At 68.5% G+C, this 16,383-nt stretch carries 14 protein-coding genes; 7 read left to right on the plus strand and 7 right to left on the minus strand.

The genetic code is table 11. The features are described 5' to 3' along the window. The coding region (locus AB7O82_RS29685) for an MFS transporter (RefSeq protein ID WP_428551079.1) at positions 1-1,187 on the plus strand (1,187 nt) is incomplete at its 5' end. A gap of 54 nt (positions 1,188-1,241) precedes the next feature. On the opposite strand, the gene AB7O82_RS29690 is transcribed toward AB7O82_RS29685, so the two are convergent. The 4 genes from AB7O82_RS29690 to AB7O82_RS29705 are packed head-to-tail and all read right to left on the minus strand — an operon-like array spanning position 1,242 to position 4,348. After that, positions 1,242-2,237 (minus strand): LLM class flavin-dependent oxidoreductase, encoded by a 996-nt coding sequence (locus AB7O82_RS29690; RefSeq protein WP_428551077.1) that lies wholly within the window; start codon positions 2,235-2,237, stop codon positions 1,242-1,244. A gap of 30 nt (positions 2,238-2,267) precedes the next feature. Further along, entirely contained in the window at positions 2,268-3,296 is a 1,029-nt protein-coding gene (locus tag AB7O82_RS29695; RefSeq protein WP_428620892.1) for an SDR family oxidoreductase, read from the minus strand. 45 nt (positions 3,297-3,341) lie between these two features. Then, positions 3,342-3,833, minus strand: coding sequence for a DUF2867 domain-containing protein (locus AB7O82_RS29700; protein WP_428551071.1), 492 nt, complete (start codon positions 3,831-3,833; stop codon positions 3,342-3,344). Between the two features lie 59 nt (positions 3,834-3,892). After that, a complete protein-coding gene (locus AB7O82_RS29705) occupies positions 3,893-4,348 on the minus strand; it encodes a carboxymuconolactone decarboxylase family protein (RefSeq protein ID WP_428551069.1) in 456 nt (151 codons plus the stop codon). A gap of 73 nt (positions 4,349-4,421) precedes the next feature. On the opposite strand from AB7O82_RS29705, the gene AB7O82_RS29710 reads away from it, so the two are divergent. Beyond that, entirely contained in the window at positions 4,422-5,306 is an 885-nt protein-coding gene (locus AB7O82_RS29710) for a sigma-70 family RNA polymerase sigma factor (RefSeq protein WP_428551066.1), read from the plus strand. 478 nt (positions 5,307-5,784) lie between these two features. Here the strand turns inward: AB7O82_RS29710 and AB7O82_RS29715 are convergent, their stop codons facing one another. After that, positions 5,785-7,530, minus strand: a complete 1,746-nt coding sequence (locus tag AB7O82_RS29715; RefSeq protein ID WP_428551064.1) for a winged helix-turn-helix domain-containing tetratricopeptide repeat protein — start codon at positions 7,528-7,530, stop codon at positions 5,785-5,787. A gap of 107 nt (positions 7,531-7,637) precedes the next feature. Continuing rightward, entirely contained in the window at positions 7,638-8,660 is a 1,023-nt protein-coding gene (locus AB7O82_RS29720) for a helix-turn-helix transcriptional regulator (RefSeq protein WP_428551061.1), read from the minus strand. A 482-nt stretch (positions 8,661-9,142) separates the two neighbouring features. On the opposite strand from AB7O82_RS29720, the gene AB7O82_RS29725 reads away from it, so the two are divergent. The 5 genes from AB7O82_RS29725 to AB7O82_RS29745 all read left to right on the plus strand — a co-directional run bounded on the left by AB7O82_RS29725 (position 9,143) and on the right by AB7O82_RS29745 (position 16,174). Beyond that, a complete protein-coding gene (locus tag AB7O82_RS29725; protein ID WP_428551058.1) occupies positions 9,143-10,426 on the plus strand; it encodes a carbohydrate porin in 1,284 nt (427 codons plus the stop codon). A 55-nt stretch (positions 10,427-10,481) separates the two neighbouring features. Continuing rightward, a complete protein-coding gene (locus AB7O82_RS29730; RefSeq protein ID WP_428551055.1) occupies positions 10,482-11,588 on the plus strand; it encodes a hypothetical protein in 1,107 nt (368 codons plus the stop codon). A gap of 139 nt (positions 11,589-11,727) precedes the next feature. After that, entirely contained in the window at positions 11,728-12,540 is an 813-nt protein-coding gene (locus tag AB7O82_RS29735) for an FAD binding domain-containing protein (protein ID WP_428620893.1), read from the plus strand. Beyond that, positions 12,537-15,245: a molybdopterin-dependent oxidoreductase gene (locus AB7O82_RS29740; RefSeq protein WP_428549721.1), complete on the plus strand. Its 2,709-nt coding sequence runs from the start codon at positions 12,537-12,539 to the stop codon at positions 15,243-15,245. The genes AB7O82_RS29735 and AB7O82_RS29740 overlap by 4 nt, the downstream gene beginning before the upstream one ends. Next, positions 15,242-16,174, plus strand: coding sequence for an antibiotic biosynthesis monooxygenase (locus AB7O82_RS29745; protein ID WP_428549723.1), 933 nt, complete (start codon positions 15,242-15,244; stop codon positions 16,172-16,174). The genes AB7O82_RS29740 and AB7O82_RS29745 overlap by 4 nt, the downstream gene beginning before the upstream one ends. A 15-nt stretch (positions 16,175-16,189) precedes the next feature. Here AB7O82_RS29745 and AB7O82_RS29750 read toward each other — a convergent pair. After that, positions 16,190-16,383, minus strand: a 194-nt coding sequence (locus tag AB7O82_RS29750) for a helix-turn-helix domain-containing protein (protein ID WP_428620895.1), incomplete at its 5' end; no start/stop codon positions are given.

A 16,383-nucleotide genomic window follows, 5' to 3' on the forward strand; every position in this document is an offset into this window, starting at 1 on the left:
CTGAGGACGATGCTGTCCTGAAAGCATTCACGATGACCGACCCGGGCGCTCTGCCGCCGGACGCGCCGACGAACCGGTGGCCGCTGCTTCGCTGGTACATCTCGTCCGGTACCTTGGGCGTACCGCAGGCGGCAGGGCCTGTCGCATTCTCGCTCGTCGCCTTGAGCCTTACTGGCGACACCAGCGGCGGCGCTGCCATTGTGCTCGCAATGACGCTCGCCCAGGTGGGCGGCGCCATCCCGATTGCCCGGCTCGGCGGGAGCATGCCTTTGGCGACGTTCCTCCGGCTGCTGGTGGGCGTTCGAACGGTGGCCCTGTTTTCGCTTGCGGTATGCGCGACGAACGAAGCTCCCTTTGCCTGGCTCGTCGGGCTTGCCGCGGTCGCCGGATTGGTCAACGGCGCTGCCTCCGGGTATCTGCGCGCCGTGCTCAGCCACCTGGCGCCAGAGTCGCGGCGGCCTCGTGCCCTTGGGATCGCAGCCACGCTCAACGAGGTGGCCTTTGTGTTGGGTCCAGTGGCGGCTTCGGGTCTCGGCTCCGTCTCGCCGGTCTTCGCTGTCTTCGTGCTCGCCGCCGTAGGTGCTGTTCCGGCCTTGTTGGTCCCGAACACGGGCGCCACGCACATCGACGGCGTGCGCGGCGTCGAAGGGTCGATCCTCGAGCCTTCCATCTTGCTGTGGCTTGCGTGTGCCGCAGCGGGAGGTGCCGCCATTGCAGCCATCGAAATCGGCGCGGTCGCACTGGCTTTGAACTTCGGCTACGAGCCGACCCTGGCAATCGCGTTCACCGTCCCCCTGTGCCTGGCCTCGGTCGCGGGCGGCATATGGGTGAGCGTGCGGAACCGGATGGCCACACGGGGGACCGTGCTGGTCCAACTCCTCGTCATGACGCTGGGGTCGTCCCTCGCAGCGGTGAATTTCACTGCCGCCACGACCATTGTCGGAACCATCCTCATGGGCTCGGTCATAGCTCCCTTGGCGACGCACTATTCGCTCATCCTCGAGACGCTGACGCCGCCCCAGCGACGACCGGAGGTGTTCGCCCTGCTGCGCACCGCCAATGCCATCGGCGTCATCCTTGCAAGCGCAGTCCTGACCGTCGTCTCCTTGTCGATGGCATTGATCGTCGTCACCGGCCTGATGATCATCATCACCTTGGCCGTCCTTGTCGGGTCAGCCAGTCGATAGCCGTCGAGCTGTCCAACTGCCGTCGCTTGCGGCACTTGCGTCGCCTGCGCTTGCTCAGGATGACAACAGAGGCCGCATGAATTGCTCGAAGGCCGCGACCTCCGCTTCCGGCATGGCGTAGCCGCCGGCGAGGTCGTGTGCCGGGAAGAGGAAGACGTCGTCGACGCCGGCTTTCTCGCGCGCCCGCAGGAGGTGCTCGGCGCAGCGTTCGGGTGAGCCGAACAGGCCGAAGGCATCGGCGATCGCCTGTGCCCGGTCTTCGGGAATGGCCGTCGGATCGTGCGATTCGACAAGGTCGAAACCTGCCGCGCCGAGCCAGCGCAGGTTGGAGGCGCTGGGATAGGCGAGGAAGGGTTGGCCCGGGGCGAACCAGCTGCGCACCCAGCGCGCGCCGACCCTGCTGTCGGGGCCGAGACCGAGCGTGACCACGAACGTCACCGGAAAACCCTCCAGCGAGCGGCCGGCCCGCTGCGCCCCGGCTTCGAGATGCCGACGCGCGGCGCGCACTGCGGCCGGGTGCACGCCGACCATGAGAAAAGCGCCGTCGGCCACCTCGCCGGCGAGCTCGATCATGCGCGGGCCGGCCGCCAGCAGATGGACCGGGGTCGGCCGGGCGCTGCGATTGCGCAGGCGGAGCGACGTCGGGCCGAACCCGACCTCGTCGCCGGCGAGCAGCCGGCGCAGGTCGCGGACGGCCTCGCGCATGAAGGCGACGCCGGCGCGCGGCTTGCCGATGCTGCGCGTCGAGAGGAAGCCGGGCGCCACGGTGAGACAGGCGCGCCCGGGCGCGATCTCCTCCAGGCTGTGGGCGAGCGAGGCAAGCACAAGGGGATGGCGGACGACGGGGCTCGAGGTGGCGGGAAACAGCCTGAGCCGCCGCGTCGCCCGCGCTGCCAGTGCCAGCGCCAGGTAGGCGTCGCGGCCACTCGACGGATGGTCGTGGATGCCGACACCGTCGAAGCCCGCGTCCTCGCAGCGGGCGACGAACGCGGCAATGTCGGGGAGGGGCCGGCCGACCGGCACCCGAAGGGCGACTCGCAGCCGGGTCATGGGGTGAACTCGATCATTTGCGGAGCGCTCCTATTTCACCAGCCCGAGCGCCAGCAGGCTTTCGGCGGTGGCGAGGATCGCATCCTCGTTGGACCGTGGCGACCATCCCAGCAGGCGTCGCGCCTTGGCGTTGGTCGCGTTCTTCACCTTGCCGAGCTCGGGCAGCACCTGTCGCACGGTCGGATCGGCGATCGCGGCCAGCCGGACCAGCCAGTCGGGCAGCTGCCATGTCGGCACGCGCCGCGCCCGCGCGCCCAGCTGCCGCTTCAGAAGCGTGGCGATCTCGAGCACCGACAGGAAGTCTCCGGCACTGGCCAGGAAACGCTCGCCTTTGGCGGCGGGATCGGTCATGGCGCGCAGGTGCAGGTCGGCGACGTCGCGCACGTCGACGAGGCCGAACTGGAGCCGTGGACAGCCCGGCACCGTGCCGGCGAGCAGGCGCTGCACCAGCACGATCGAGGCGGCATAGTCGGGCCCCAGCACCGGGCCGAAGACCGCGACCGGATTGACGACCGCGAGCTCCAGCGCGCCGCCCTCGCGCCCCATGAAGTCCCAGGCCGCGCGCTCCGCCAGGGTCTTCGACCTCGTGTAGGCGCTGAGGCCCGCCGCCGTCGCGTCGGTCCAGTTGGTCTCGTCGAAGGGCGCGGCCTGGGCTGGCAGGCCGTAGCCGATGGCAGCATAGGACGACGTCAGCACGACGCGGCGAACGCCGGCATCGCGCGCGGCCCGCAACACCCTGAGCGCCCCATCGCGCGCCGGCACGATCAGCTCGTCCTCGTGGCGCGGGACGCCCACGGGAAAGGGCGACGCGACATGCAGAACCTGGTCGCAGCCTGCGGCGGCTTCCGGCCAGTCTGCGTCCGCCTGGAGATCGGCGGCGATGAATGCCAGGCGATTGCTCGCCTCGCCGGCGCCGCCCTGCTTCAGCATGGCGCGGACCTCGCCCGCGCGCCGAAGGTTGCGCACCGTCGTGCGCACCTGATGGCCCGCGGCGAGGAGCTGGAGGATGCAATGGCTGGCGATGAAGCCCGATCCGCCGGTCACCAGGACGGTGCCCATCGCCGCTCCCCTTTGGTCAATCGTGGACGATCATAGCCGCTCTATTCAGGAGCGCGCCTCGATTCGATGCAGGCTCGACCGCATTGTGAGCCGGTGGAAGGGCATGATCGCCGCCAGGTACCAGCGCCCAAGGTGGTTGTGGCAATGCACGACGGTCGTCGCGACGAGGACCGGCATGCCCTGCTCCGTCGTTCGTCGCAGCAGCGACAGCCGGAAATCGAGATGGCGGTCGTCTGCGCCCAGGATGATCTCGTTCGCCGAGCATGCCAGGACCGGGAAGAAATCGATCCGGTCGCGGCCGCGCGTGAAGCGGCGGAATTCGCCGGAACTCTTGACGCCGAACAGGCTCATGACGCGGTCGCGGATGAAGAGCAGGAGGCGAATCCAGGACGGCGGATCGCCGAGCGCGATCATGGCGAGGGCACGCATGTCGGCGGGGGATCCCTTGGCCAGGGGCACGGCGTAGCTGTCGACCAGGTCCGCCCCGCTGAACCAGCCCGAGACGCCGCACTCGGCTGGCGGCTCGATTTGGCTCACGCAGGGCGGATCGGCAGTCGAGCTCACCGATAAGGTGTAGCGCCAAACCGAACGCTCACCTACCAGGCCGCGCCGGCGACCTGCCGCGTGGTGACGTTCACGCGATTGAACAGGTTCGTCGTGGCGATCCATAGAACGAGACCGCCCAGGGCCCGTTCGTCGTAGTGCTTCGCCGCCTCGGCCCAGACCTCGTCCGGCACCGGGTCCATGCGATCGTCGAGCCGGGTCATCGCCTCGGCCAGCGCGAGCGCCGCCCGTTCGGCGTCGGTGAAATACGGCGTATCGCGCCATGCGGCGACGGCGAACAGGCGTTCCTCGGTTTCGCCGCCCTGCCGGGCCTGTTTCACGCCGCCGTCGACGCAGGCGCCGCAACCATTGATCTGGCTGGCGCGCAGATGGGCGAGATGTAGGGCCTTCGCGGGCGTCCCGGCCTTGTGGACGGAGGCAATCAGTGCCTGGATGGCCTGCATTGCGCCGGGAACAATTGTCGCAGGGTTCTTCAATCGGGCTTGCATAACTCTCTCCTGTCACATCGAGACGAGGTCGTTCGTCATCCCCTTGACGAACCAATCCCGGAGAATGTGACGGATGAGCGAGAAAGAAATTCTGGCGGAACGCTTCGAGGCGAGCCGAGGCCATCTGCGCGCGGTTGCCTACCGCATGCTGGGCTCGGTCAGCGAGGCCGACGATGCCGTGCAGGAATCGTGGCTGCGCCTGGCGCGCACCGATGCCAGCGCCGTGGAGAATTTCCGCGGCTGGCTGACGACCACCGTGGCGCGCATCTGTCTCGACATGCTGCGCGCCCGCAAGGCACGGCGCGAAGAACCGATCGGGGTCGATGCCGAGGCGATCGCGAGCGGCGACGATGTCGAGAAGGAGGCGCTAATCGCCGATTCGGTCGGCGTCGCGATGCTGGTGGTGCTGGAAACACTGGCGCCGGCGGAACGGGTGGCCTTCGTCCTGCACGACATGTTCAACCTGCCGTTCGACGAAATCGCCCCGATCGTCGGCCGTACGTCCGCTGCCGCACGTCAGCTGGCGAGCCGTGCCCGCCGGCGCGTGCAGGGCGCACCGCCATCAACCGAGCTCGACCAGGCGCGCCAGCGCAAGGTCGTCGGCGCGTTCCTCGCCGCGGCGCGGGACGACGATTTCTCCAAGCTGCTCGCCCTGCTCGATCCTGATGTGGTGCTGCGCGCCGACGCGGCGGCGGTGGCGGCGAGCCTCGCGCGGGCAGCCGCCGGCGCGCCGGCCCTGGCGCCGGAGATTCGCGGCCACCAGGCGGTGGCGAAGACCTTCAGCGGCCGCGCGCAGGCCGCGCAGCTGGCCGTGGTCGAGGGCAATGTCGGCCTGGTGTTCGCGCCCGGCGGCCGGCCGATGGCTGTGTTCGACTTCGTGATCGAGGACGACCGCATCGTCGAGATCAACCTGCTGGCCGATCGGACCGCGATCGCGGCGCTGGAGCTGGCGTTTTGACTCATTCTCCTCCCCAGCGCCTTCGCTGGGGAGGTGTCGCGTCATACGCGACGGAGGGGTCACGGCTCATGCGGACCGCGGGCGTTCATCTGGACCGCGGGCGTCCCGCCCGCTCATGATCATCCTCTTCCGGACCGCGGGCGTCCCGCCCGCTCATGATCATGGTCATGAAACAAGAGCATGGGCGGGCGAGAGGCCCGTGGTCCGCATGAGCATGAGCGGGCGGGACGCCCGCGGTCCGCATGATCATGAGCGGGCGAGAGGCCCGTGGTCCGCATGAGCATGAGCGGGCGGGACGCCCGCGGTCCGCATGATCATGAGCGGGCGGGACGCCCGCGGTCCGGCATGATCACGGGCGGGCGAGAGGCCCGCGGTCCGCATGAGCATGGGCGGGCGAGGGGCCCGGGGTCCGCATGAGCATGAGCGGGCGGGGACGCCCGCGGTCCGGCATGAGCGTGAGCGGGCGGGACGCCTGCGGTCACGCCATGAGCCGCCCGATCCGGCCCTCGAGCCTGAGCGCCCGCAGGACGCCCTGGAAGCGCGGGTCGCCATGGAGCGGGCGAAAGCACGGGCTCTGGCCGGTGAAGCCGAGGTAGGTCGTGCGTGCCTTGACGCAGTGCTCGAGGGCATCGAGGGCGCGCGCCGGCTCGCCCGCCGCCATCCATTGCATCGCCGCACCCTCCCAGCGGTTGGTGCGCTCGAGCAGGCCGATCCAGACCTCCATCGCCGCGCGCCAGCCCTGGCCGCCTGCCAGCGCCTCGACGTGCTCGGCGAGCCCTTGGGCGACGCTCAGCCCGCGCAGCGTGGCCAGGCGCTCGACCATCGCCTCGTCGCGCCGGCCGAGCTGGTCGAAGATCAGCATGCGGCCATAGTGGCCGCGCGGCGACTCCGGCACGATGGCCAGGCTCTCGGCAACCACCTCGAGGGCCTGCTCCGCCTTGTCCGCCATCCAGTAGACGATGCCGAGATGCTGCAGCGTCTCGACGCTGCGCGGATCGAGCCGCCGCGCCTGCTCCATGGTTTCGATCGCTTCGTCGTGGCGGCCCATGACGCTCAGGAACTCGGCTGTCGCGGCGAGCGCCTCGACCGAGCTGCCATTGAGGGCGACGGCATGGGTCAGGTCGGCCTCGGCGCCGTCCCAGTCCCAGTCGTACTCCATCTTGACGCGGCCGAGCACGGCCCACGCCTCGGCCAGTCCCTCGTCGAGGGCGAGGGCGCGCTCGGCGGACCGCCGCGCCATCGGCATCGCCTCGTCGACCGGCAGCGGCCGCAGGAGGGCGGTCGACGACATGCGCAGGTAGGTCGACGCCAGCCCGGCATGGGCCATGGCATAGTTGGGATCGATGGCGACCGCCTGCTCGAACAGGCTGAGCGCCTTCAGCAGCGGCAGCCGCATGAAGGGCTTGAGGTTGGCCCGCGCCTGGAGCTGCAGGAAATAGGCCTCCGACGTCCTCGGCCTATAGCTGTGCAGGCGATGATCGAGGGCCGACGCCTGGGGCAGGGCGCTCGCGGCCCAGCTGGCGATCGCATCCTGCAGGGCCGCGCCATCGCCGTGCGGCTGCTCGAACCGCTCGCTCCTCTGGGGACGGCCGCTTTCCACGTCGATCAGGCTGGCCAGAATCTCCAGCCGGTCGGCGCTGCGCTGCACCGTGCCCTCCAGGAGATGCCCGACGCCGAGCGTACGGCAGGCCTCGATCGTGTCGCGCGCGCCGGCGAGGTTTTCCATGGCGTCGATCGGCCAGACGGTCAGGCCCGGCACGGCGCCCAGCGCCGTGCTGACGGCATCGGCAATGCCGACGCCGATATAGGTGTCCGCGTCGACCACTGTGCGGGTCGAGAAGGGCTTTATCGCCAGGGTTCTCAGTTCGGCGGGCAGCGGTCCGCCGTCGGCCTGCGTCGGCGCGTTGGCTTCCGGCAGAACGCGCACCGGCACGGCCAGGCGATAGCCCTCGCGGGCCACCGTTTCGAAGTAGCCGCCGGCGGGTCCCGGGCCGAGGGACTTGCGCAAGGTCGAGACATGGACGGTGAGAGTGCGTTCCTCCACTACGGTGTCGGGCCAGAGCCTGGCCCGCAACGTCTCGTGCGCGACCAGCCGGCCGCGCGCCTCGACCAGCAGCAGCAGGATCTGCCAGGCCTTGCCGGGAACGGCGACGCGCCGCCCGTCACGCGACAGCAGGCGTTCTGCGGAATCGAGGAGGAATGGACCGAACGCGTATACCGACATGCCGGGAAGAATTCGCTCAATCTGGCTGGATCTCCGGGGAGGGTATCCTAGCCAGTCGGCAACCGCCCGTCTGCACGCCGAGACGCTGTAAATGCAGCCTCTTTTGCCTATCGTTCGACCACTGTCCGGGGCCCCGGGACGGCCGTCGGACCGGCAGCTTCCCGGGCCTCGCGCGGCGTCGTGCCGTAGCGGCGCCTGAACAAGCGCGTGAAGCTCGGCATCTCGCGAAAGCCGCTGAGCGCAGCGATCTCGAAGATCGGCAGCCCGATTCCTTCGGAGGAACTCAACATCCTGTGAGCCCGCTGCAGTCGGGCCTGCCAGATGGTTGCAGCAACGCTTTCACCATTCGCGGCGAAGGCGCGATAGAGCGTGGCGCGCGAGCAACCGAGGGCGCAGGCGACATGCTCCGGCGTCAAGTCCGGATCGCCGCACTCGCGATCGATCAGGCGGAGGGCGGCACGATGGAAGCCGTCCGCGAAGCGTTCCGGGTCCGCCACCGAGCCCGCGTGGCCGGCCTGCAGGATGGCAAGCGCCATGTCCTTTGCCGCCTTTGCCGCTGCCGCCCGGTCGGCGATGGACATCCTGACCGCTTCATCGAACGTCGCCTGCAGGTGATGACGCAGCACCAGGGCGAGACCTCTCGACGGAAACTTCATCCCCGCTCGTGGCCCGACGCCGGCGCCAAGCGCCTCGCGCAACAGCCGGCGCGACATGGTGAGGCCCACCGTGCAGTGTGGGCCGCGCCTCATCTCGCTGGCCTTGGCGTAGTCCACCAGGTAGAGATCGCCCGCCTTGATCCGGTGGGTCCCGTGATGCTCCATCCAGGCACCGGTGCACCGGCGCATCATGTCGATGGCAATGTCATCGCAACCGTCGATGCGGCATCGGTCCGGCGAGCGCGCGGCGACGACATCCTCGGAAGCGTGCTCGATCAGCTCCAGGCCATCGCCCAGGATGCGCCGCATGCGCCCCCGAAAGGGCCTGACCGTCCCCTCTGCCGCCGACGGCAGCATCCGCCGCATCACGCCGTCGCGCCAATAGGCCAGCCGATGGGCGGCCGGCATCCCGTCGGTGGTGTGCACGAGCAATCGGCCTTCGGTCGGCTGTGCCTCAGTCGCGGCGCTGGTCATTTCCCTCGCGCCGACAGTCCGCCCGCCGGCACGCCGTCCGTCGTCAGGTCGACCAGACGACCATGGGGCCGAGACACCTGGACAAGCATGAAGTCCCCAATTGAGACGGCCGGTGCTCACCACACCCGACAGCCACTGCAATAATGCCAAAGTGTGGGGGCGCGGGCGAGCGGAAGCCGCGGTCGGACGCCGATTTTCAGGGAGATGGGGCTCCATGTAGATCAGGGCTGTAAGCCGCGTGCCGGCCGGGGCTGAATTTGAGTGCCCGCGGTGTGTCGCGCGCCGTCCCCGCCAATCTTGATCGTTTCTTGATGCGCGCAAGTACCGCGGGTGCAGTTACATCTTGTCCGGCTGGGTCGTGCAGGGTCTTGGGGCAACGCATGGCATTGGGGGTAATGTTCGGGAGGTTGGGCCGGTCGGGCCGCCATCGCCTAGGGGGCGGTGGCGGCCGGCGATCGGGCTGGCTCGCGATACTCTGCGGGGTGACGCTCTGCGCCGTGGCCGGCGTGGCGGCACGAGCCCAGCCGGCGCCGGACGCGGCCGCCCAGGCGAGCCGGCCGGAGAGGGTTGCGGCAGTCAGCGGCAATCCTGCGGCAACGGACTTCGGCATCACCGGCACCGGCTGGCTCGGCCGCCAGCTCGGCCTGAAGGACGAATGGGGCGTCACCCTCGGGGGGCTCTGGCTCGCCGACACCAACGTCGTGGTGGCGGGCGGCGTGCAGCCAGGCGGTTGGACCAACAACAGCGCGCTGATCATCGGCCTCGGCGTCGACGCCGAGAAGCTGGTGGGCTGGCGCGGCGCGTCATTCGGCTTCCAGTTCCTCCAGTTCAACGGCACGAAGACCAACGAGGAGGCCGGCAGCATCGCCGGCTACAACGGCATCGTCGGCCTGCCGCCCTTCAACCGCAGCGAGCTGCTCGAGGCCTGGTACCTGCAGGAGATGGTGAAGGACGTGCTGAAGATGCGGATCGGCCGCAGCCTGCCGACCTACGACTTCGGCAACGTCCTGCGCCCGGTCTCGCTGGCCGACGAGGACCAGAACATCCCGGCGGTGAGCGGCCTCCTGTATTCGCCCATCTTCGTCAACGCCTCGATGATCGGAGCCGCGCTCGGCTACTACAATCCGGCCAACGGCGTGACCGTCAACTTCACGCCGACCAAGTCCTTCTACGTCAATCTCGGCGTCTACGACGGCAACCGCTACCGCGGTATCCAGACCGGCACCTATCCGCCGATGTTCAACGGCTACTTCTTCAATATCGGCGAGGTCGGTGTGAATTGGCTGCTGGGCGAGGGCAAGCATCCCGGCCAGTTCGGCATCGGCCTGTGGCGGCAGACCGGCCAGGTGACGTTTCACGGCATTACCGAGGACGGCACCGGCGGCTTCTACCTGTTCGGCTCCCAGCGCGTCGCCTATGGTGTCAATCCCGGGGTGAGGAACTCGTCGATCTCGGTGTTCTACCAGCTGGGTGCGAACGACTCTCGCACGCTGCCGATCAGCCAGTACTACGGTGCAGGCGCCACCGGGTTCGGCCTGATCGGTGATCGTGCGAGAGACTCCATGGGTATCGGCCTCGCCCTGTCGCGTCTCAACCAGAACATTTTCCAGCGACCGAGCGAGCTGATGATCCAGGCGTACTACCAGGCGCATCTCTTCGCCTCGACCTTCCTGCAGCCGACCGTGACCTACATCCCGACACCGGGCGCATCGCCCACGGTGCCGGGCTCCTTCATGACGACGCTTCGACTCACCGTGCTCTTCTGAAAGCGTGCGAATGACTGCAACCCTTTGGCCCATCAACCGGGCCGGAAATGGAGGAATGATGTACAGACTGTTCTCATCGCTGACGGCGGGCGTGCTCGCAGCCGGCCTTGCCGCCGGATCGGCATCGGCGCAAACCGGTGGGGCGCTTCCGAGCTACCTGCGCGGCCTCGTCGCGCCGACAACGTCGACGCCGGCGGCGAACGCCACGCGCGACGTCCTGCAGCTCAACGTCTCGATGTTCGCGCTCTACGACGCCGCCGCCAGGATCTTCCAGGCCAACATCATGGCCAACCATCCGATGATCCTGGCACTTTTCTCGGGCGCCGGCGGACGCATGATCCTGTACCGGCCGGGCAAGCCGCCGGAGGATGCGCCCTCGGTGCCGATGGTCTACCAGGTGTTGAAGTCGACCGGCCATAGCACCATGGCGATCTCCGAGGTCGTCCTGCCCTTCGTCAACAATGCCAACGACAAGAGCTGGATGGCGCCGCTGCTCGCCTATCGCACGCAGATGAAGACGGCGGTCGATGGCCTGAAGGACGTCCCCATGCAGGACGACTGGAAGAGCACGGTGCGCGAGATCCTGTCCAACAACGTCGCCTTCATGGACGATTGCCTGGCCAAGGGCATGATCGCCATGGAGGCGGTCGAAGCCTTCGCCAAGAAGCAGGCGCCGCACATCAAGGTGATCGTCAATGCGGCCGCCTCGACCCAGGTCAAGCACTGGATGACGGTGCTCGACGGTTGGAAGACGAGCCTGGGCGACGACTGGAACAAGGTCTATGCCGCGGCCAACACGATCTACGTGGCGCGCCAGAACAACGTGCTGTTCAGCACGCTGGCCCAGTACTTCCCGCCCGAGGCGATCAACGACCGGCTGCTGCTGATCGAGACCATCTCCTTCACCACCACGCCGCAGGACATGCTGACCTCGCTGACCCGCATCATCTCCGACCGCGCGGTCGGCGGGCTGTTCTTCGGCCAGGACCGGTTGATGGACTTCGAGCTGATGGGCGGCGATGCGCGCAAGACCATCGTCTCGGAGATGCAGAAGCGCGGCAAGCAGGCCTTCCTGCCGCCGTGGGTGCCGTTCGGCTCCCACCAGTGGCCCGCCCTGATCACGCCGGGCCCGGGCCCGACGTCGCTCGACGATTTGAAGTGAAGAACGTCTTGCGGACCGCGGGCGTCTTCATCTTGGCCCGCGGGGGTCCCGCCCGCTCTTCTGATGAGCGGGCGGGACCCCCGCGGTCCAGAAGAAGATGCGGTCCGCAAGAGCATGACCAAGAAGCAGGAGGGATGGCATGAATCTCAATACGATTGTCGAGGTCAAACGGCCGAAGGCGTTCGATCAGGTCGAATGGCGCGACGGCCATGCCTTCCTGGGCGGTGGGACCTGGCTGTTCTCCGAGCCCCAGGTCAGCGTCGACACGCTGGTCGATCTCGATCAGCTGGGCTGGCCGGCGCTCACCGTGACGCCGCGGGGCCTCGAGATCGCCGCTACCTGCAGGATTGTCGAGCTGCACGATTTCAAAGGCCCGCCGGAATGGAAAGCGGTGCCGCTGTTCGACCAATGCATCGACTGCTTCCTGATGTCGTTCAAGATCTGGAACGCCGCGACCGTCGGCGGCAACGTCGTCATGTCGCTGCCCGCCGGCGCCATGGTCTCGCTGACCGCCGCGCTCGAGGGCGTGTGCACGCTATGGCCGCAGAACGGTCCGCCGCGCCAAGTGCCGGTCGTCGACTTCGTCACCGGCATGCACACCAACGTCCTGCAGAAGGGCGAGCTGCTGCGCTCGATCCTGCTGCCGGCCTCGGCGCTCAGGAAGCGCTTCGCCATGCGCCAGCAATCGCTCACCCGCCACGGCCGTTCAGCCGCGCTGATCGTCGCCACCGTCGGCGACAACGGCGAGGATTTCCTGCTGACCGTCAGCGCGGCGACGCCGCGGCCGGTCCACATCCGCTTCGCCAGGACGCCGACCGCCGTCGAGCTGCGCCAGGCGATCGATACCCGCCTGCCGCCCGACGCCTGGTTCGCCGACGTCCACGGCTCGGCCGCCTACAAGCGCCACGTCACCTTCCATCTCGCCGAGCAGATTCGCGGAGAGCTGTCATGAGCAAGTTCGAGGTCAACGGCCGTCTCTACTCGGCCGAGCCCAAGCCCGGGCAGTGCCTGCGCACTTTCCTGCGCGACCTGGAGGTGTTCGGCGTCAAGAAGGGCTGCGATGCCGGCGACTGCGGCGCCTGCACGGTGTGGCTCGACGGCAAGCCCTTCCATTCCTGCCTGGTGCCGGCGTTCCGCGGCGAGGGCCGCAAGATCACCACCATCGAGGGGCTCGCCGCGAACGGCGCGCTGCATCCCATCCAGAAGGCCTTCCACGACGCCCAGGCCTTCCAGTGCGGCTACTGCGCCGCCGGCATGATGATGACCACGGCGACCTTCGACGAGGCGCACAAGGCCGATCTGCCGCATGCGCTCAAGGGCAACATCTGCCGCTGCACGGGCTACCGCTCGATCGTCGATGCGCTGAACGGCAGGAGCAACATCGAGGAGGACGTTGCCGGCAAGGCGCTGGGCGCCAGCCTGCCCAACCCGTTCACCGATGCGATCCTGACCGGCAAGGCGCACTACACGATGGACGTCGCGATGGAGGGCCTGCTGCACCTCAAGGTGCTGCGTTCCCCGCATGCCCACGCGCGACTCAAGAGCATCGACAAGTCGAAGGCGCTGGCCATCCCCGGCGTGGTCGCGGTCTATACCTGGGAGGACGTGCCGCGCCGGCTCTACAGCACGGCGCTGCACGAGGACCATCTCGTCGATCCCGACGACACGTACATGCTGGACAACGTCGCCCGCTTCGTCGGCCAGCGGCTCGCCGCCGTGGTCGGCGAGACCGAAGCGGCGGCCGAGGCAGGCGTGCGCGCCCTGGTCGTCGACTACGAGATCCTGCCGGCGGTGTTCGATCCCGTCGCCGCCATGGAGCCCGGTGCGCCGATCCTGCACGACAAGAGCGAGGTGGTCACCGACAACGGCAACATCTTCTGCACCCTGCAGGGCGAGATCGGCGACGTGGCGAAAGGCTTCCGCGAAGCCGACGTGATCCACGAGAACACCTACTCGACCTCGCGCGCGCAGCACGTCCATCTCGAAACCCATGGCTCGATCGCCTGGCGCGGCAAGGATGGCCGCTGGCATGTGCGCACCAGCTCGCAGGGCCCGTTTGCGGCGCGCACCAAGCTCGCCTACCTGATGGGGATACCGGCGGCGCAGATCCACGTCTTCACCGAGCGGGTCGGCGGCGGCTTTGGCGGCAAGCAGGAAATGGTGTCGGAGGACCTGCCGCTGTTCGCCACCATGAAGCTCGACGGTCGCCCGGTGAAGTGGGAATGGAGCCGCGAGGACGAGTTCATCGGCGCCACCACCCGGCACCAGATGACGACCAGGGTCAAGATCGGCGCCAGGAGGGACGGCACGCTGACCGCGCTCGACGTCCAGGTGATCTCCAACACCGGCGCCTACGGCAACCACGCCAGCGAGACTCTGGCAGCCGCCATGGCGAGCCCGTTCGCCGCCTACCGCTGCGCCAACAAGAAGGGCATCGGCCGCGTCGTCTACACCAATATGATCCCGGGCGGCGGCTTCCGCGGCTACGGCGCCTCGCAGACCACCTTCGCCATGGAATGCGCCATGGACGAGCTGGCCAGGGTGCTCGACATGGATCCGTTCGACATCAGGCGCAAGAACGTCGTACGGCCCGGGGACAACGTCGAATCGATCTGGAAGGAGCCGAGCGACGCGAGCTTCGGCAGCCACGGCATCGACCAGTGTCTCGAGATCGTCGAGCGCGAGCTGAAGAAGGGCAACGGCGTCGGCAAGCCCGATGGCGACGACTGGCTCGAAGGCACGGGCGCGGCGCTGGCCATGCTCGAATGCGGCCCGCCGACCGAGCATCGCTCGGGGGCGGAGATGAAGCTCTTGCCCGACGGCACGTACCACCTCGCCTGCGGCTCGTCGGAGATGGGCAACGGCATCACCACGGCGCACAAGCAGATGGCCGCGTCCGTAGTCGGCGTGCGCGCCGCCGACATCGACATCGTCAACGCCGATACCGACCGCACGCCCTACGACACCGGCACCTTCGCCAGCACCGGCACGGTCGTCGCCGGCAAGGCGGTGCTGGCGACGGCCGAGGCGATGAAGGCCGATATCCTCGACTTCGCCGCGCGCTTCACCAGGACGCCCCTCGAGCAGTGCCGCCTCGACAACGACGCGGTGATCTGCAGCAACCGGCGAATCAGGCTTTCGGAGCTGCACGCCGAGGGCGCCAAGGTCAACCATCGCTTCACGGTCGGCCGCAAGGCCTACCTGTCGCCCCGCACCATCGCCTTCAACGTGCAGGGCGTGCGGCTCGCGGTGCACCGCGTCACCGGCGAGATCCGCATCCTGCACAGCGTGCATGCCGCCGACATCGGCAGGCCGATCAACCCCATGCAGTGCCGCGGCCAGCTCGATGGCGCGGTCGCCATGGGCTACGGCTGGGCGCTGATCGAGAACATGGTCCACGAAGAGGGTCACATGGTGAACGCGCAGCTGCGCAACTGCCGCGTGCCGGCGTTCGCCGACACGCCGCACACCGACATCTTCTTCGCCGACACGGTCGACGCGATCGGCCCGCTCGGCGCCAAATCCCAGGGCGAGTGCGGGATCAACCCCGTGGCGCCGGCGGTCTCCAACGCGCTGGCCGACGCCACCGGCGTGCGCTTCGCGCACCTGCCCTTCACGCCGGATCGCCTGTTCGCGGCGCTGGCCAGGGCGTCATGACCGTCAGCATCGTCACCCAGACCAGCGTGCGGCCGGAGCGATCCGAGGACTTCGCGCGCTGGCAGGGCGAGACCAGCAATCTCGTCTCGGGCTTCCCGGGCTTTGTCGAGCAGCGTCTGATGCCGCCGCATCCGCCGCTGCAGGTCGACTGGGTCATCCTGCAGCGCTTCCACGCCATGGAGGATGCGCAGCGCTGGCTGGCGTCGAGCGAGCGGCAGACGCGCATCGAGGGCGCGGCGCCGTTCCTGATCGGCCGCGACGACGTGCACATCGTGCGCGACGACGAGGGCGGCCGGAAGCCTGCGCCGGTCTCCGTCGTCATCAGCACCCGGGTCAAGCCGGGCCGGGAGGCCGAGTACCGTGCCTGGGAGCGCAAGATCGCCGCCGCCCAGTCCAAGGCCCCCGGCCTGCAGGGCTATCGCTTCGAGCCGCCGGTGCCGGGAGTCCAGGACGACTATGTCGCGATCCTTCGCTTCGACACACAGGCCAACCTGCAGGCCTGGCTCGATTCGCCGGTGCGCAAGAAGCTCGTCGAGGAGGCCGAGTCGCTCACCGAGGAATTCCATGCCCGCGTCGGCACCGGCTTCGAGCAGTGGTTCCGCGACGAGTCGAAGGGCGGTGGCGGCCTGTCGGTCTGGAAGATGGACATGATCGTGCTGCTGCTGCTCTATCCCATCGTGTTCCTGTGGGGGGCCTGGTTCGGCACGCCGGTGCTGCAGGACAAGCTCGGCATGGCGTGGGCCCTCAACCTGTTCATCGGCAACATCTTCAGCGTCGCCCTGACCGGCTTCGCGGTCCCCTGGGTGGCCAACCGCATGGGCTGGTGGATGTTCCCCAAGCGCAACGTGCTGCGCGCCAACCTTCTGGGCGCGGCCCTGATTGGTGCGATCTACGTCGTCTCGATCTGGGTTTTCTGGACCTGCTTCTGAACGGGGCCCGGCTCTTCACTCGTGCCGGGTTGCCGCCTGGGCGAGCCTGCGGACGTCGAGCACCGCCTTCAAGCGACGGCTCGTGCCGACGACGCCCTCTGCCTTCCATTCCGCCAGCGCCCGGCTGACGCTCTCGCGCGACGCCCCTGCCATCATCGCGATATCGGCCTGCGCGATGGTCTCCTCGATGCCGACCAGGCCGGCGCCGG

Source organism: Reyranella sp. (genome assembly GCF_050185545.1).
Lineage (GTDB): Bacteria > Pseudomonadota > Alphaproteobacteria > Reyranellales > Reyranellaceae > Reyranella.

Excerpts from the sequence above, each read along its gene's own strand:
- AB7O82_RS29730 (WP_428551055.1), top strand. The coding sequence starts at position 10,482 with ATGATGTACAGACTGTTCTCATCGCTGACGGCGGGCGTGCTCGCAGCC.
- AB7O82_RS29695 (WP_428620892.1), bottom strand. The coding sequence starts at position 3,296 with ATGGGCACCGTCCTGGTGACCGGCGGATCGGGCTTCATCGCCAGCCAT.
- AB7O82_RS29715 (WP_428551064.1), bottom strand. The coding sequence starts at position 7,530 with ATGTCGGTATACGCGTTCGGTCCATTCCTCCTCGATTCCGCAGAACGC.
- AB7O82_RS29745 (WP_428549723.1), top strand. The coding sequence starts at position 15,242 with ATGACCGTCAGCATCGTCACCCAGACCAGCGTGCGGCCGGAGCGATCC.
- AB7O82_RS29710 (WP_428551066.1), top strand. The coding sequence starts at position 4,422 with ATGAGCGAGAAAGAAATTCTGGCGGAACGCTTCGAGGCGAGCCGAGGC.
- AB7O82_RS29690 (WP_428551077.1), bottom strand. The coding sequence starts at position 2,237 with ATGACCCGGCTGCGAGTCGCCCTTCGGGTGCCGGTCGGCCGGCCCCTC.
- AB7O82_RS29705 (WP_428551069.1), bottom strand. The coding sequence starts at position 4,348 with ATGCAAGCCCGATTGAAGAACCCTGCGACAATTGTTCCCGGCGCAATG.
- AB7O82_RS29720 (WP_428551061.1), bottom strand. The coding sequence starts at position 8,660 with ATGACCAGCGCCGCGACTGAGGCACAGCCGACCGAAGGCCGATTGCTC.
- AB7O82_RS29735 (WP_428620893.1), top strand. The coding sequence starts at position 11,728 with ATGAATCTCAATACGATTGTCGAGGTCAAACGGCCGAAGGCGTTCGAT.
- AB7O82_RS29740 (WP_428549721.1), top strand. The coding sequence starts at position 12,537 with ATGAGCAAGTTCGAGGTCAACGGCCGTCTCTACTCGGCCGAGCCCAAG.